The sequence below is a fragment of the Alteromonas sp. 009811495 genome, assembly GCF_028865455.1.
Classification (GTDB): Bacteria; Pseudomonadota; Gammaproteobacteria; order Enterobacterales; family Alteromonadaceae; genus Alteromonas.
Window position 1 is genome coordinate 2,797,981 of sequence record NZ_CP113972.1, and the last position, 14,239, is coordinate 2,812,219.

General features: G+C 45.2%; 16 protein-coding genes and 1 other annotated feature. Of the genes, 13 read left to right on the forward strand and 3 right to left on the reverse strand.

Features of this window, described 5'->3' with window-relative positions; genetic code table 11:
• Positions 1-133: 133 nt before the first annotated feature.
• A complete protein-coding gene (locus OZ660_RS12780) occupies positions 134-1,441 on the reverse strand; it encodes an alpha-amylase family glycosyl hydrolase (protein ID WP_274741166.1) in 1,308 nt (435 codons plus the stop codon).
• Between the two features lie 60 nt (positions 1,442-1,501).
• Positions 1,502-2,341 carry a sulfite exporter TauE/SafE family protein gene (locus OZ660_RS12785; RefSeq protein WP_446698984.1) on the reverse strand — a complete coding sequence of 280 codons (840 nt, stop codon included), beginning with the start codon at positions 2,339-2,341 and terminating at the stop codon, positions 1,502-1,504.
• 247 nt (positions 2,342-2,588) lie between these two features.
• On the opposite strand from OZ660_RS12785, the gene OZ660_RS12790 reads away from it, so the two are divergent.
• The 4 genes from OZ660_RS12790 to OZ660_RS12805 all read left to right on the forward strand — a co-directional run bounded on the left by OZ660_RS12790 (position 2,589) and on the right by OZ660_RS12805 (position 5,006).
• The gene (locus OZ660_RS12790; protein WP_274741168.1) at positions 2,589-3,077 is read left to right on the forward strand and encodes a DUF2244 domain-containing protein; all 489 of its coding nucleotides are present in this window, start codon (positions 2,589-2,591) and stop codon (positions 3,075-3,077) included.
• Between the two features lie 82 nt (positions 3,078-3,159).
• Complete coding sequence (locus tag OZ660_RS12795) at positions 3,160-3,405, forward strand: DUF6482 family protein (protein WP_159626303.1); 246 nt, start codon at positions 3,160-3,162, stop codon at positions 3,403-3,405.
• A gap of 159 nt (positions 3,406-3,564) precedes the next feature.
• Positions 3,565-4,137 (forward strand): lipid-binding SYLF domain-containing protein, encoded by a 573-nt coding sequence (locus tag OZ660_RS12800; protein WP_202261935.1) that lies wholly within the window; start codon positions 3,565-3,567, stop codon positions 4,135-4,137.
• Positions 4,138-4,235: 98 nt separating this feature from the next.
• Positions 4,236-5,006, forward strand: coding sequence for a ParA family protein (locus OZ660_RS12805; RefSeq protein ID WP_274741169.1), 771 nt, complete (start codon positions 4,236-4,238; stop codon positions 5,004-5,006).
• Here the strand turns inward: OZ660_RS12805 and OZ660_RS12810 are convergent.
• On the reverse strand, positions 5,003-5,248 hold the full coding sequence (locus OZ660_RS12810) for a hypothetical protein (RefSeq protein ID WP_159626308.1): 246 nt from the start codon (positions 5,246-5,248) through the stop codon (positions 5,003-5,005). The genes OZ660_RS12805 and OZ660_RS12810 overlap by 4 nt on opposite strands.
• 236 nt (positions 5,249-5,484) lie before the next feature.
• Positions 5,485-5,603, forward strand: a sequence feature (His leader region).
• Positions 5,604-5,654: 51 nt separating this feature from the next.
• On the opposite strand from OZ660_RS12810, the gene hisG reads away from it, so the two are divergent.
• From hisG to OZ660_RS12855, 9 genes are all read left to right on the forward strand, one after another.
• Positions 5,655-6,557, forward strand: a complete 903-nt coding sequence (hisG, locus tag OZ660_RS12815) for an ATP phosphoribosyltransferase (protein ID WP_159626310.1) — start codon at positions 5,655-5,657, stop codon at positions 6,555-6,557.
• A gap of 13 nt (positions 6,558-6,570) precedes the next feature.
• Positions 6,571-7,875 carry a histidinol dehydrogenase gene (gene hisD / locus OZ660_RS12820; RefSeq protein WP_274741170.1) on the forward strand — a complete coding sequence of 435 codons (1,305 nt, stop codon included), beginning with the start codon at positions 6,571-6,573 and terminating at the stop codon, positions 7,873-7,875.
• Positions 7,875-8,954 carry a histidinol-phosphate transaminase gene (gene hisC / locus OZ660_RS12825; protein ID WP_274741171.1) on the forward strand — a complete coding sequence of 360 codons (1,080 nt, stop codon included), beginning with the start codon at positions 7,875-7,877 and terminating at the stop codon, positions 8,952-8,954. Before hisD ends, hisC begins: the two co-directional genes overlap by 1 nt.
• Positions 8,951-10,021, forward strand: coding sequence for a bifunctional histidinol-phosphatase/imidazoleglycerol-phosphate dehydratase HisB (gene hisB, locus OZ660_RS12830; RefSeq protein WP_202261940.1), 1,071 nt, complete (start codon positions 8,951-8,953; stop codon positions 10,019-10,021). The genes hisC and hisB overlap by 4 nt, the downstream gene beginning before the upstream one ends.
• Positions 10,021-10,662, forward strand: a complete 642-nt coding sequence (gene hisH, locus OZ660_RS12835) for an imidazole glycerol phosphate synthase subunit HisH (RefSeq protein WP_274741172.1) — start codon at positions 10,021-10,023, stop codon at positions 10,660-10,662. Before hisB ends, hisH begins: the two co-directional genes overlap by 1 nt.
• Complete coding sequence (hisA, locus tag OZ660_RS12840; RefSeq protein ID WP_274741173.1) at positions 10,662-11,399, forward strand: 1-(5-phosphoribosyl)-5-[(5-phosphoribosylamino)methylideneamino]imidazole-4-carboxamide isomerase; 738 nt, start codon at positions 10,662-10,664, stop codon at positions 11,397-11,399. The genes hisH and hisA overlap by 1 nt, the downstream gene beginning before the upstream one ends.
• The gene (hisF, locus tag OZ660_RS12845) at positions 11,381-12,193 is read left to right on the forward strand and encodes an imidazole glycerol phosphate synthase subunit HisF (RefSeq protein WP_014950033.1); all 813 of its coding nucleotides are present in this window, start codon (positions 11,381-11,383) and stop codon (positions 12,191-12,193) included. Before hisA ends, hisF begins: the two co-directional genes overlap by 19 nt.
• Positions 12,190-12,807, forward strand: coding sequence for a bifunctional phosphoribosyl-AMP cyclohydrolase/phosphoribosyl-ATP diphosphatase HisIE (gene hisIE, locus OZ660_RS12850; protein WP_202942953.1), 618 nt, complete (start codon positions 12,190-12,192; stop codon positions 12,805-12,807). Before hisF ends, hisIE begins: the two co-directional genes overlap by 4 nt.
• 377 nt (positions 12,808-13,184) lie before the next feature.
• Positions 13,185-14,111: a LysR substrate-binding domain-containing protein gene (locus OZ660_RS12855; RefSeq protein WP_274741178.1), complete on the forward strand. Its 927-nt coding sequence runs from the start codon at positions 13,185-13,187 to the stop codon at positions 14,109-14,111.
• The last annotated feature ends 128 nt before the right edge of the window (positions 14,112-14,239 follow it).

Below are 14,239 nucleotides of genomic sequence, written 5' to 3' on the forward strand. Positions count from 1 at the left end.
CAATAAATCAGTTCACAGTTACTCTTTTAAACTCCACCTATTAAAGAGTTGGTACGAAGGACCTGCACAAAAGATTAAATATATTTTAAGAAAGAGTTAACAATCAAATAAAGGTGTAACTTCAACTTCGGATTCACCTAACCCAAATTTCAAACTGCCAAGGCGCTATTTTAGACACGCTGCCAGCGCTGAAAACCCTACTTTCATTATTGGCCCAGTGCGTATACTCGCCTTCAAATAATGGCTCTTCAAACGCTACCTCTACGTGGTCATTCGAGAAATTAATGACAACAAACACTTTCTCTTTCTCGTTATGGCGCACGAAACTAAAGATTCTATCCATATCTGAATTGGGTACTTGAATCATTCTTGCTCCATACTCGCCATTCCCTAATACGGCTTTGGACTGTTTAAGCGATATGAGTTTGCGGTACAAAGTGCCTATGGCATGCTCTTGCCATTCGATTGGATCACGCTCGAAAAACGTCAAGCGTTTGGTCTCGCCCGCTTCTTGACCGTTGTGAATGAGCGGCATACCTTCACCGATTACCGACAGCGCGATACAAGCTTCAAGAGCATCGCCAAATTGTTCTCGCTGGGTACCATCCCACGCATTTTTATCGTGATTACTTACAAACGTCATACGGTAAGCATTTAAGGGCCAACTGCGCTCGTTCCACGAATAATATTTACGCAGCCTATCTAATGTACACTTCCCATGGGCTAGCTCGTGAAGGGTTTCATTCCAGCTCCACGCGTATGTCATATTGAACGCTTTTTCATGAAGGTCTCTATTTTCCCACTCAGCTAGCATGAACACAGGCTTTACCGCATCGAGTGCAGTTCTTGCCTGCTGCCAGAAATCATTGGGAACATAACCTGCCACGTCACAGCGAAAACCATCGATATCAAACGTTTCGACCCAGTACTTCATTGCGGAAATCATGTATTTGCGCAACCCTACTTGACTGTAATCAAACTCGATAATATCGCTCCAGTCCCACCAGGGAGATGGCCTGAAATCGCCTTTGTAGTCTTTGGCGTACCATTGGGGATTAGATTCCACTAGCGGATTATCCCACGCGCTATGATTGGGAACCCAATCTATTATGACTTTAAGTGAAAGTTCATGCGCCTTTTTGATCAACGTTCGAAAGTCTTCTTCATTGCCGAATTCAGGGTTGATGGAGAGATAATCTTTTACGGCGTAGGGGCTACCTAATTTGCCCTTTTTGTTTTTTTCACCAATTGGGTGAATAGGCATCAACCACAGTATATCTGCCCCTAACGCCTTAATTCTCTCAAGTTGTTCGGTGACGCCTGAGAAGGAGCCTGATGCTGAAAATTGTCTTGTATTTACTTGATAAATAACGCTATGTGACGACCACGACGGTTGCTTAATGGAATAGAGATTTTGAGGTTCTATCGACTGTGCCTGCATAAGCGCTCCTTTATCGTTTTGATGTAAAGAATGGCGTGCGCACGCGAAGTGCGGTTGAATTTAAAATACGGGTAAGCTAGATATGCCTAGTATTAATACCCAGAAACCGAAGAATAGTTTCAGTCGTTGTACAGAAAATGCGAGGACTAAATACTTCGCTAACATTCCTCCAACAATAGCGCCAATACCAGCAAATAACACCACTTCCCATACAACGGTATCACTTATGAGAGCGTGATATGGCAGAGCCGACCAAACGGTAAACGCAGATAAAATGACGGCAACAGCGATAGACATAGTAACGTTGAAACCTCGAATTATCAGGTATACGGCGACCAGTTCGCCTACCCCTACAGAAAGCCACGCTGTGATAACGCCACCAATAAAAGCTATTGCAGGAAGAACGAGAACATCTTTACGTGTGATATCTTTTTTAAAATGAGACCGTTTCATCATTGGGATCGAGGCGAATATGGCGACCGCCAGAAGTACGGAAAAGCTGCCAAACAACATATGCAAATTGCTTGCGCCACCCAATAAGTTGTTAAGTACCGCCTTGCCTTGCGTTGAAAATTGCGAAAACAAAATACCAATAATAGACGCAGGAATAGAAAGTACTAAGGTGCTAGGCAGTGCTTTCCAATATCCATCAAACTGATGTTGGCTTCGATAGTAATGCCACCAGGTAATAGCCCCCGCAGTCATACCGCAACACTGTATTGCGAAACTTGTGGCGACTATGGCTTGTGGGGAGAATGACAAATAGTTAAAAAAAGGAACGAAAATAACCCCCCCACCCGCGCCAGTAGAGTTGGCAAAAATAGCACCAAGAATACCAAGTAGAGAAAAAAGCCCATAACCCTTCGCCAAATCGAGAGGGCTGGACTGGAAAAGCCACACACTCGCCCAAACTAATACCAGTAATATGGTTACCGACTTCTTCGATAAGTGCTTTACAACTAGTGCCACTCAACGTCCTCTTTGCTATTTCACTCAATGCTAACACTGAGTAATTTTCAATCTTTTTGCGACCTATCATTCGTATAAGGTCAGTACTATGTTTAAGGGTACCAAGAAGTGAGCTTCTAATGCACAGTAAAGTCGCTGATGGCTCACTATTTATACTACGCTTTTTTAAAGAGCTAAGATGATAGAAATATCAACATTTGACGATAGCACTCAGCTTCGATTATCACCAAACCGCTCCGCGACATGGAAACAGACCAAGCTACTAATGCTTGGCTTTACCTGCTTTGTTGTTTCTATCGCAGTAGCTTGGACGCTTGTAGGCGCATGGGTCATTCTTCCTTTTGCGGGCCTCGAAGTGTTAGCACTGTCACTCATTATGTACTTAGTATCAAGAGCGACTTACCAGTGGGAAGAGGTTGTCATTAATAAAGACACGATAAGAATCATAAATTCAAAGGGCACGCAACTTGTGCTTCAGCGCGTTCAGACCTCTTTGTTTTTCATCGAAGATATTCACAACAGGCGTATACCCAAACTGGTCTTTTCCACAACCCAGGCGAAGTGTGAAATAGGTGCGTTTTTGAACGAAAAAGACAAATCACTATTACAGCATCACTTCTCTGAGGCAGGGATTATGGTGTGCAAAAACAAATGGTGGAATGGCTAAGCGGGCATGCATGACACAAAATTAATGATCATTTCCTCGCCATTGAACTAAAAATGTAAGTGGGACTAATGAGGGCACAACCATGAATTTATATATTGAATCGCTAGAAGGTGGTAACTATTTAGCATCTACCGGAATGGGCGCAACGCGTACTTTAGTGAGAGACAATAAAGCACAGCCAAAGACATTTCATTGTCTTAATGAAATTCGAGCGCATTTCGACAGCGAGTCATTCGATCATGTTTGGCTTCGCCAAAATACACCTTACGAAGAAATGGTTGGTCAACACGAGCGGCCAAGTCCTTTGGACCTTGAAATTGAATGGTAGCAAATCTGCATTTACATTGACGTAATTTCATTGCCAACAAAACTAATTTGCACGTTTATTGCGTATATCCTTAAGAAAGCAACAGTTTGGGCATGGCCATCGCATCAATAGAGCAAAATGCTATGCCATAGACTTACTTCACATGCTAAGGAGAAATGCATGAAAAATAGCAAGTTAGCAATAAAAACACTTTTCGTAGCAGCGGTTCTTACACTTGCTGCGTGTGCATCTATGGGCAACGGCACTGTCGCAGAAAAACGACAAGCTATCCTTGATATGCAAGATAATGCGTTAGCGCGACTTTACACCGAAAAACCAGACACCCGCTCGCAGATTAGAGACGCAGCCGGTTATGCCGTTTTCACTAATGCCAACGTTAATGTCATTTTCTTTGCGGCAGGCACGGGATACGGCGTCGTTAATAATAATACAACGGGTGCCAAAACCTACATGAACATGGCAGAAGGTGGTGTAGGTCTTGGATTGGGTGCAAAAGATTATCGTATTGTAATGGTCTTCCACACTCCGCAGGCGATGCGTTATTTCATAGAAAATGGCTGGACAGTGGGCGGCAACGCTGACGCCGCAGCAAAGGCGGGTAACAAAGGTGCATCAGCGGAAGGTGAAGGCTACCTTGGCAATGTCACCGTTTACACCATGACCGAAAGCGGCCTTGCACTACAAGCAACGGTAAAAGGCACGAAATTTTGGGTAGATAAAGAACTAAATTGATACTCACGATAAATGGCGCTTATTTGGGCGCCATTTTTCTTTTGCATATCATTAGTTACTTGGGCATATTTTATACTACACGGCTAAAAGGACTTCGTATGATAAGTGTAGTGTTCAATCAGAAAGGTGGTGTAGGCAAGTCAACGATTAGTACGAACTTGGCCGCACAAAGTGCCAAACTGGGTTACAAAACCCTACTGGTAGACCTAGACGCCCAAGGCAATAGCACACACTATGTGGGGGTTGATGTCAGCGAAAACACGTTGACTGTCACAGATATGTTCAAGCAAGTCGTTGGTATTTTTAGAACACCTAAGAAACCAATAGAATTTGTTCACTCCTCTGCATTTGATAACTTGTTCGTAATGCCCTCTTCACCCGCGTTAGCGGAAGTAGAGAGAGAGCTTGAAACACGCTACAAGATTTTTAAGCTTCGCGATGCACTTAAAGAATTGCGAAGCAAATTTGACTACATCTTTATTGATACGCCACCCAATTTTAATTTTTATTCTAAAGCAGCACTAATTGCAGCGGATGGTTTCTGTGTCCCGTTTGATTGCGATGACTTTTCAGCACAAGCTATCCATCGCTTGCTAGAAAACGTGATGGAATTGAAAAGTGATCACAATCCAGAGCTTATATTTCAAGGTGTGGTAATAAACCAATTCAACAGCCAAGCCAATTTGCCCACCCATTTAGTTAACCAGTTAAAAGAGCAAGGTCTGCCGGTATTGGAAAATTACATAAGCGCGACTGTAAAAATAAAAGAGTCACATTCTAAACGCATTCCTCTGCCTTTATACTTGCCCAATCATAAGGTCAGTAATCAGATCGCCGCACTTTTTGAGGAGCTATATACCAGTCGCTAAACGTCAATATCGATATGTTTAAGCCCGCTACCGTCATCGTTCTGTCGACTCTCGCTGTCATACGATTTTTTAGAGGTTCTCTCAATGGCTTCAGCATGCTTCACATCTTGGGGTTGATCGCGATCTTCTTCTGAAAGATGGTCAGACTTTTTTGTTTTCTGCACTTTTTTCACGCGCTCATCAACTTCAACAGGCACTTTGGTGTTGCGCGGTAAAATTGGAAACAAAAGATCGTTACTCATACATTCCTCAACGTTAAAAAGTACCTTTTCACCTAATCTTTATATCTGCTGACTAGTTCAAAAACATTAGGATCACAATCATTCATATCGAAAAGTTTTACTATATATACTTTTATTTAGACCCATTGACTAAAAAGAGTTCACTTTAGCCTTGCAAATCGTATGTCAAAACGATAATGTTTCAGCCGTTCAGAAATAGGAATAAATTTTTAAGAAATGATTAACTGCGCAGCGATTCATCACCATCACCACAAAGCATAACCTTTCAGGTTCGTGCTGGAAGGTCTATGACTCCTTCCAGTGGCGCAGATAGAACAAATTCTCGACCCTCGGAAGGAAACTTCCGAGGGTTTTTTCGTTTAAGGCGCAATCAAAAGTTTAAATACAACGTGTAAGGAACGTTTCAATGAGTAACAGCAAAAGACTTCGAATTGCCGTACAGAAATCAGGCCGTTTAAGCGATGACAGCATCGCTTTACTGAAAGCTATTGGCATCAAATTAAACATTCGTGATCGCCTGCTGATTGCGCATTCAACGAACCAGCCTATCGATTTACTTCGCGTGCGTGACGACGATATTCCAGGCCTTGTTATGGATGGCGTTGTTGACCTTGGTTTTATCGGCGAAAACGAGCTTGAAGAAAAAATGCTCGAACGTAAAGCAGCCGGCAAGCCATTTGAGTATGAAGTACTACGTCGCTTAGATTACGGCGGTTGCCGACTATCAATCGCAGTACCTAATGAAATGGAATATGAAGGCATTCAGTCTTTAGAGGGTAAAAAAGTGGCCACCACCTACCCTTACCTACTTGAGCGCTATTTCAAAGACCAAGGTATCAATGCCAAAGCCGTCATGCTTCAAGGTTCAGTAGAAGTAGCTCCGCGCGCTGGCGTAGCCGACGCTATCTGTGACTTGGTATCAACAGGCGCAACGCTAGAAGCGAACGGCCTTGTTGAGAAAGACGTTATTTTCCGCAGTAAAGCAGTATTAATTAAACGCGCTGACGGCGAACTAAGCGACGAAAAAGAAACGCTGGTTAATCGGTTAATGCCGCGTGTTGACGGTGTATTGCTAGCAAAAGAAAGCAAGTACATCATGCTACACGCACCAAAAGCCTATTTGGAGCAGGTAAAAAGCTTACTTCCAGGAGCTGAAAACCCAACCGTATTACCTCTTGCTGGAAATGACGAACAAGTGGCTATCCACGTGGTGTCTACAGAAACGTTATTCTGGGAAACCATGGAAAAGCTTAAGTCCCTTGGTTGTAGCTCGATTCTTGTAATGCCAATCGAAAAAATGATGGGCTAAAAGGCAGGCAATTATGATTACTTGGTCATCTCTTTCAGCAAATGAGAAAAAACAGGCGCTAGCCCGCCCGGCTATGGCCAATAGCCAACAGTTAAAGCAAACCGTGGGCGACATCATCGCCCGCGTTGAAGCAGAAGGCGATGCAGCTGTACTTGATTACACGCGCAAATTTGACTGCCCAGAACTCACCAGCTTGGTGCTTTCGCAAGATAATATTGATGCCCTTGCTGCTAAGGTGACACCTGAGGTAGCAGGCGCCATCGACACAGCGTTTAACAACATAAAAATGTTTCACGAAGCACAGATGCCAAGTGACATCGCATTAACCACGACACCAGGCGTTAAATGCGAGCTTCGCTTTACAGCTCTTGATGCCGTAGGACTTTATATTCCAGGCGGCAGTGCACCATTACCGTCTACAGTGTTAATGCTGGGTGTGCCTGCATTGGTGGCGGGTTGTGAAAATAAACTGCTGTGCACTCCGCCAAACAAAGAACAGCTCATCGCGCCTGAAATTGCTTATGCGGCAAGAAAGTGCGGTATCGACAAGATTTTTTTGTGTGGTGGCGCTCAGGCTGTTGCCGCTATGGCTCTTGGTACAGAGACCATTCCGCAGGTCGATAAGATTTTTGGCCCGGGTAATAGCTTTGTAACAGAAGCTAAACAACAAGTAAGCCAGCGCGCTGATGGTGCCGCTATTGATATGCCGGCGGGCCCATCAGAAGTGCTGGTACTTGCTGACGACAACGCAAACCCCGAGTTCGTGGCAGCTGATCTGCTCTCTCAAGCCGAGCATGGTCCAGACTCACAAGCGATTTTGGTATCAAACAGTGCCAAGCTTATTGAAGAAGCCAAAGCTGCCGTTGAGCGTCAATTGTCAACGCTCTCACGAGCAGAGATTGCACGCCCAGCTATGCAAAATGCGCGCTATATTTTGGCCGATTCAATTAAACAAGCCATTGAAGCAAGCAACGCTTATGCCGCTGAGCACTTGATAGTGCAGATAGAAAACGCTCGCGATTATTTGCCCAAAATCAAATACGCAGGTTCAATTTTCTTAGGTCCTTGGTCACCTGAATCTGCCGGCGATTATGCATCAGGTACAAACCACGTGCTGCCCACCTACGGCTATGCGAAGAATTATTCTAGTCTTGGCCTGTTAGACTTTATGCGCCGTTACACAATTCAAGAGCTAAGTGCAGATGGTATGCGTAATTTAGGCCCTGCTATCATGGCACTCGCTGCAGCAGAAGGCTTAGACGCACACGAACAGGCCGTTGCACTTCGCATGCAGGCACTTAAGCAAGGAGACGCCTAATGTCGACGCTTATCGATAACCTTATTAACGACAACTTGGTGCCTTTAAAGCCCTATGAGTCGGCACGTCGCTTGTTCTCTGGTGGTCAAGACTGGCTTAATGCCAACGAGTCACCCTATGCAAACGATTACAGTGTGGATAGCGGTAACTTTAATCGCTATCCATCTTGCCAGCCTGAAGCGGTAGTCAAAGGCTACGCAAGCTATGCTGGGCTTGATAAGTCACAGCTAATCGTTACCCGCGGCGCCGATGAAGGGATTGAACTGCTAATTCGTACCTTCTGTACGCCGGGTAAAGATAACATTCTTATCTGCCCGCCAACCTATGGCATGTATGCAATCAGTGCTGAAACCTGTGATGTCGGCATTAAAAAAGTGCCACTTAACGACGACTTTAGCCTTAATGTGAATGCTGTATGTGCTGAAGAAGACGTGAACGTGATTTTTATCTGCGCGCCGAATAACCCAACCGGAACACCGGTTGCTCGCGAAGACATTAAAGCCGTGCTTAATCACTTTGCCGATAAAGCATTGGTTGTAGTAGATGAAGCGTACATTGAGTTTGATGCAGATAATACGTGGGCAAACGAAATAAACAATTACCCGAATTTAGTGGTGCTTCGCACGCTGTCTAAAGCATTTGCATTAGCTGGCCTTCGCTGCGGATTTACGCTTGCCCAAGCACCGGTTATTCAAGCGCTTTTAAAGGTAATTGCACCCTACCCTATTCCAGAGCCAGTTGCACAAATTGCCGCTCAAGCACTTTCAAAAGAATCACTAGCGTTACTTGAACTTCAAGTCGCTACCATTAATCGTGAAAAAGAAGCGCTAGCAGAAGCACTTCAAGCTGTAGATGGCATTGAATTGGTAGGTGATAGAAGAGCGAATTTCATTTTGTTCCGCTATGAAAAGGCGCCGGCTCTAATGCAATATCTGGTCAGCCAAGGCATGCTTATTCGTGACCAATCAAAACAGCTTAACTTACAAAACTGTTTACGCGTAAGCATCGGCACTGAAGAGCAAAACCAGCGTTTAATGCAGCTAATTAACGAATTTAAAAATAATGAGGACGCGGCATGAGTCAGCAAGCCATTTTATTTATAGACCGCGACGGCACACTTGTTGAAGAGCCGCCAGTAGATAAGCAGTTAGATAGTTTAGAAAAGCTTGTTTTCGAACCAAACGTTATTCCTGTGCTGCTTAAGCTTAAAGCAGCTGGGTTTAAACTTGTGATGGTAAGTAACCAAGACGGGTTGGGCACAGACAGCTTCCCACAGGAAGATTTCGACAAGCCTCACAACGCCATGATGGCCGTATTTGAAAGCCAAGGCGTCGTGTTTGACGACGTGTTAATTTGCCCGCATTTTGACGAAGACAACTGCACATGCCGCAAGCCGAAGCTCGGCCTAGTGCAAGAATACTTGCAGCAGGGCAAGGTGGATTTCACTCGTTCATTTGTGATTGGTGACAGAATTACCGATGTTCAACTTGCTGAAAACATGGGTATTCGCAGCTTTCAGTACAACCGCGAGAGCCTAAACTGGAACGATATTCAGAAAAGCTTACTTGCGTCTTCACGCATTGCAGAGGTCGTGCGTACCACCTCTGAAACCGATATTCGCGTTCGCGTAGATTTAGACTCGCAAGCTAAGTCGACAATTCAAACCGGCATGGGCTTTTTTGACCACATGCTTGACCAAATTGCTACCCACGGTGGTTTTGAGTTAAATCTGACTACTAATGGTGATTTGCACATTGATGATCACCACAGCGTAGAAGATACCGCGCTTGCACTCGGTGAGGCACTAAAAAAAGCTTTGGGCGACAAACGAGGTATTGGTCGCTTTGGATTTGCTCTGCCAATGGATGAGTGTCGTGCGGAATGTATCATGGATATTTCTAACCGCCCTCACCTTAAATTCGATGCTGAATTTAGCCGCGACCAAGTAGGCGAAATGGCCACAGAAATGGTGCCTCACTTCTTCTACTCGCTTGCGCAAAGCATGGGTTTATCGCTGCATCTTTCCACCAGCGAAGGCAATGCACACCACCAGGTAGAAAGCTTATTTAAAGTATTTGGCCGCGCACTTCGTCAAGCTATTACACGCCAAGGCGATGCACTACCAAGCAGTAAAGGAGCACTGTAATGTCAGTGGTAAATATCAGCCAGCGACAAAAAATCGTTATAGTGAATACCGGCTGTGCCAACATTTCATCTGTACGCTTTGCGCTTGAACGCTTGGGTGTTGAAGTAGAGGTATCTGACGATGTAAACGTAATAAAAAACGCTGACAAAGTGTTTTTACCCGGCGTAGGTACCGCCGCTGCTGCCATGGCAAGCATTAAACAAAAAGCGTTAGTGGAAACTCTTCAATCGCTGACCCAACCTGTACTAGGCGTATGTTTAGGCATGCAGCTTATGGTTGAAACCAGCGCCGAAGGTGGCTTTCAAGGTACAGGCAACATCGACTGCTTAAACCTTATGCCCGGGCACGTAGCGCGCATGGAATCGAAAGGCGTGCGCTTACCGCATATGGGTTGGAACACTGTCTCTCATAACAGCAGTCACAACAACGAAAGCTTGTTCAAAGGCATCCCACAAGATACGTACTTTTATTTTGTGCATAGCTTTGCTGTACCTGAGTACGAGAACACGCTTGCAAGCTGTACTTACGGCAACGCATTTTCAGCCGCTATAAATAAAGACAATTTTTACGGGGTGCAATTTCACCCAGAGCGTTCTGGCGAAGCCGGAGCACAACTACTGACTAACTTTGTGAACCTATAATGATTATTCCAGCGATTGATCTTATTGACGGACGCGTAGTGCGCCTTTATCAAGGCGACTACGAGCAGAAAACCCAATACGAACTGGACCCAGTAGACGTGGTTCACGACTATGCCGACCAAGGTGCAACCTGGTTGCACATTGTTGACCTAACTGGCGCCAAAGACACAACTAAACGCCAGCTTTCACTTATTAAGTCTATGGTCGACACCAAGCGCATGCAGTTTCAGGCAGGCGGCGGCATTCGTAGCGAAGAGGAAGTAGCGCAACTGCTCGAGACTGGCGTAAGCCGTGTGGTTATTGGCTCATTGGCGGTGAAACAGCCTGAGCTAGTGAAGTCTTGGGTAGAAAAATATGGCCCAGAGCACATTGTATTGGCTCTTGATATAAATATTAGCGACAACGGCGAAAAGCTTATTGCCACGCACGGCTGGCAAGAAAACTCTGGTGTCGCCCTTGAAGGCTTATTAGAAGACTTCGCATCAGTTGGCGCAAAGCACGTACTGTGCACCGACATCAGCCGCGACGGTACGCTTCAAGGCGCGAATACCGAGCTATATCAAGAAATGGCAGCCCGCTTCCCACACGTTAGCTGGCAAGCGTCGGGCGGTATTGGTAGCATCGCTGATATTGAAGCACTCAAACCCACAAATGTTGGCGGCGTTATTTTAGGCCGCGCATTGCTTGAAGGTAAGTTTACGGTTAAGGAGGCTATCGCATGCTGGCAAAGCGCATAATACCGTGTTTAGACGTACGCGACGGCAAAGTCGTTAAGGGCGTTCAGTTTAGAAACCACGAAATCATTGGCGACATTGTGCCTCTTGCCGAGCAATACGCGAAAGCTGGTGCCGACGAGCTGGTATTTTACGATATTACCGCAAGCTCTGATGCCCGCGTAGTGGATAAAAGCTGGGTAAGCCGTATTGCACAGGTTATTGATATTCCGTTTTGCGTTGCAGGCGGCATTAAAAGCATTGAAGACGCTGGGCGCATTTTGGAAATGGGTGCAGATAAGATTTCGATTAACTCCCCTGCCCTTAACAACCCAGACCTTATTAACCAGCTGCACGATGTTTACGGTCAACAGTGCGTGGTGATTGGTATCGACAGCTTCTATAACGAAGCAACCGACCAATACGAAGTTTACAAATTCACCGGTGATGAAGCCCGCACACAAAAAAGCCAGTGGCAAACCATCGATTGGATTAAAGAAGTACAATCGCGCGGAGCAGGTGAAATTGTGCTTAACTGCATGAACCAAGACGGCGTGCGCAAAGGCTACGACGTAAAGCAGCTGAAAGCCGTACGCGATGTATGTGAAGTGCCGCTAATTGCATCAGGAGGTGCAGGTGAAATTGCCCACTTTACTGATGTGTTTCAACAGGCAGATGTTGATGGCGCTTTGGCGGCATCGGTATTTCACAAGGGCATCATCAACATTGATGAGCTGAAAGCAGAATTAACCAGCAATGGCGTTGCCATGCGTAAGCGTCACGGATTAACGGCGCAAGCAGAAGGAGTAAACCCGTGATCATTACTAATGACAATAGCAATAAGCTAGCGTGGGACAAAATGGATAACCTGTTGCCTGCCATTGTGCAAGACGCACTATCAGGCAAGGTATTGATGCAGGGTTACATGGACCAAGACGCCCTAGCAAAAACCCTTGAAACGGGTAAAGTGACCTTTTTCAGCCGCTCAAAGCAGCGCCTTTGGACTAAGGGTGAAACGTCAGGTAACACGTTAGATTTAGTGAGCGTTGCCTGCGACTGCGACCAAGATTCACTGTTGGTACTTGCTAACCCTAATGGCCCAACATGCCACACTGGCGTTGAAAGCTGCTGGTTTGACGGGAACACTCCGGCATTTACCTTTCTTGCAGACTTAGAGCGAGTATTGGCTGCCCGCAAAGATGCCGACCCCAAAAGCAGCTACACCGCAAGCCTATACAACAAAGGCATTAAGCGAATAGCACAGAAAGTGGGTGAAGAAGGCGTTGAAACCGCATTGGCTGCCACCGTACACGACAAAGAAGAGCTAAAAAACGAAGCCGCTGATTTGCTGTATCACCTAACCGTATTACTTCAAGCTAGCGACATGTCGCTAAACGATGCACTTGATGTACTTCGCGAGCGTCATAAATAAAGGCATTACCTAGCACAACCTTGTACAGCCATATGGTAAACACATGCTATGGCCTTTACAGGGTTGTGCTAACAACGTTACCCGCAGCATTATTTAAACGCGCTCCACATAGATAAGTTAAGCTTATTTCCAATATGAGCTAAATAGTCACTCATACGCTGTCTAACTTTAAATTTTTGCGCGCTCACAAGCGCGATAACACGCTTAGCACCATTAAACCCACCTGCCTTCCTTTTCATGCTGCTCAATAAACTAGTTAACATTGTCACAATTACCTTTTGCCTGCTCACCGAGTGCTCAGCATCCTTGATTTGTCTTTACTTCACCAACGATAAAACCTAACCTTTTATATAAGGTAAACTTATACAAGCACTAATATGGACAAACGTCTACGATGGTTAAACAATTTACTGTGTTTTGAAGTAGCAGCGCGGCATCAAAGTTACAGCAAAGCCGCTGAAGAACTCTTTGTCTCTCAAGCCGCAGTAAGTCAACAAATGCGCTTGCTCGAAGAAAATATTGGCGCGGCTTTATTTAGACGACAAGGACGAAAAATGGTACTTACCTCACAAGGTAAAACATTACTTCACGCCTGTCAGACGGGCTTTTCAGAAATTGTTAATGGGTTAAACCAAGTTCAGGAAGAGCCTATTCAAGGGAGCCTAACCATAAGCTCAACACAAGCCTATTGCGCGTTGTGGTTACTGCCTAATCTTTACGACTTTTTTAACATTCACCCCGAAATTAACATCAACGTGCAAGCGTCAAATCTATGTGAAGACTTACATGAAGGTAACGTCGATGTCGCCATTCGATTTAGCACGTCTACTTCGGCACTTCAAAAAGAAGGGTTAGTTGTTGAGAAAATTGGTGAGAATGGCGTCGTTCCAGTTTGCTCACCGTCATTTGCAAGAGACAAGCAAATACATAGCACTGAAGACTTAGTAAAAACGCGTTTGCTGGCGTTGCCCATGAGTGACAAGGTAAATTGGGAGACGTATTTTGAACACGTTCAAGTAGATACAATGAACAAGCCTCTCAACAAAACCGAGGTCTCTTCAAGTGATCTGGCGCTGAGTGCAGCACTGTCGAGCCAAGGCGTTATGTTGGCTTCTGATATGATGATTGGGCAATACATCAAGTCAGGCCAACTTATTGTGCCTGTCGATATACCTCACCCGGTCAGGTGGAAATCACACATCATTTATCTTGAACACTCTCCTAAGCACAAGCGCATAACGCTTTTCTGCAATTGGCTTAAAAGGAAGATGTGGCAACACGAAATGGGCCAACCTGCCCATTGAAGTAACAGCGTGTTGCCCTTTGCAATACGTTTTTGCAGTGGTCAACACGCTCTAGTTAAGCGAAGACTTGCAACTTCAACTAAACGTGCACAATTACGACATGTGCTAAAGTGCAGTTATTGAGCAAG

Excerpts from the sequence above, each read along its gene's own strand:
- OZ660_RS12780 (WP_274741166.1), bottom strand. The coding sequence starts at position 1,441 with ATGCAGGCACAGTCGATAGAACCTCAAAATCTCTATTCCATTAAGCAA.
- OZ660_RS12790 (WP_274741168.1), top strand. The coding sequence starts at position 2,589 with ATGATAGAAATATCAACATTTGACGATAGCACTCAGCTTCGATTATCA.
- OZ660_RS12795 (WP_159626303.1), top strand. The coding sequence starts at position 3,160 with ATGAATTTATATATTGAATCGCTAGAAGGTGGTAACTATTTAGCATCT.
- OZ660_RS12800 (WP_202261935.1), top strand. The coding sequence starts at position 3,565 with ATGAAAAATAGCAAGTTAGCAATAAAAACACTTTTCGTAGCAGCGGTT.
- OZ660_RS12805 (WP_274741169.1), top strand. The coding sequence starts at position 4,236 with ATGATAAGTGTAGTGTTCAATCAGAAAGGTGGTGTAGGCAAGTCAACG.
- OZ660_RS12810 (WP_159626308.1), bottom strand. The coding sequence starts at position 5,248 with ATGAGTAACGATCTTTTGTTTCCAATTTTACCGCGCAACACCAAAGTG.
- hisG (WP_159626310.1), top strand. The coding sequence starts at position 5,655 with ATGAGTAACAGCAAAAGACTTCGAATTGCCGTACAGAAATCAGGCCGT.
- hisD (WP_274741170.1), top strand. The coding sequence starts at position 6,571 with ATGATTACTTGGTCATCTCTTTCAGCAAATGAGAAAAAACAGGCGCTA.
- hisC (WP_274741171.1), top strand. The coding sequence starts at position 7,875 with ATGTCGACGCTTATCGATAACCTTATTAACGACAACTTGGTGCCTTTA.
- hisB (WP_202261940.1), top strand. The coding sequence starts at position 8,951 with ATGAGTCAGCAAGCCATTTTATTTATAGACCGCGACGGCACACTTGTT.
- hisH (WP_274741172.1), top strand. The coding sequence starts at position 10,021 with ATGTCAGTGGTAAATATCAGCCAGCGACAAAAAATCGTTATAGTGAAT.
- hisA (WP_274741173.1), top strand. The coding sequence starts at position 10,662 with ATGATTATTCCAGCGATTGATCTTATTGACGGACGCGTAGTGCGCCTT.
- hisF (WP_014950033.1), top strand. The coding sequence starts at position 11,381 with ATGCTGGCAAAGCGCATAATACCGTGTTTAGACGTACGCGACGGCAAA.
- OZ660_RS12855 (WP_274741178.1), top strand. The coding sequence starts at position 13,185 with ATGGACAAACGTCTACGATGGTTAAACAATTTACTGTGTTTTGAAGTA.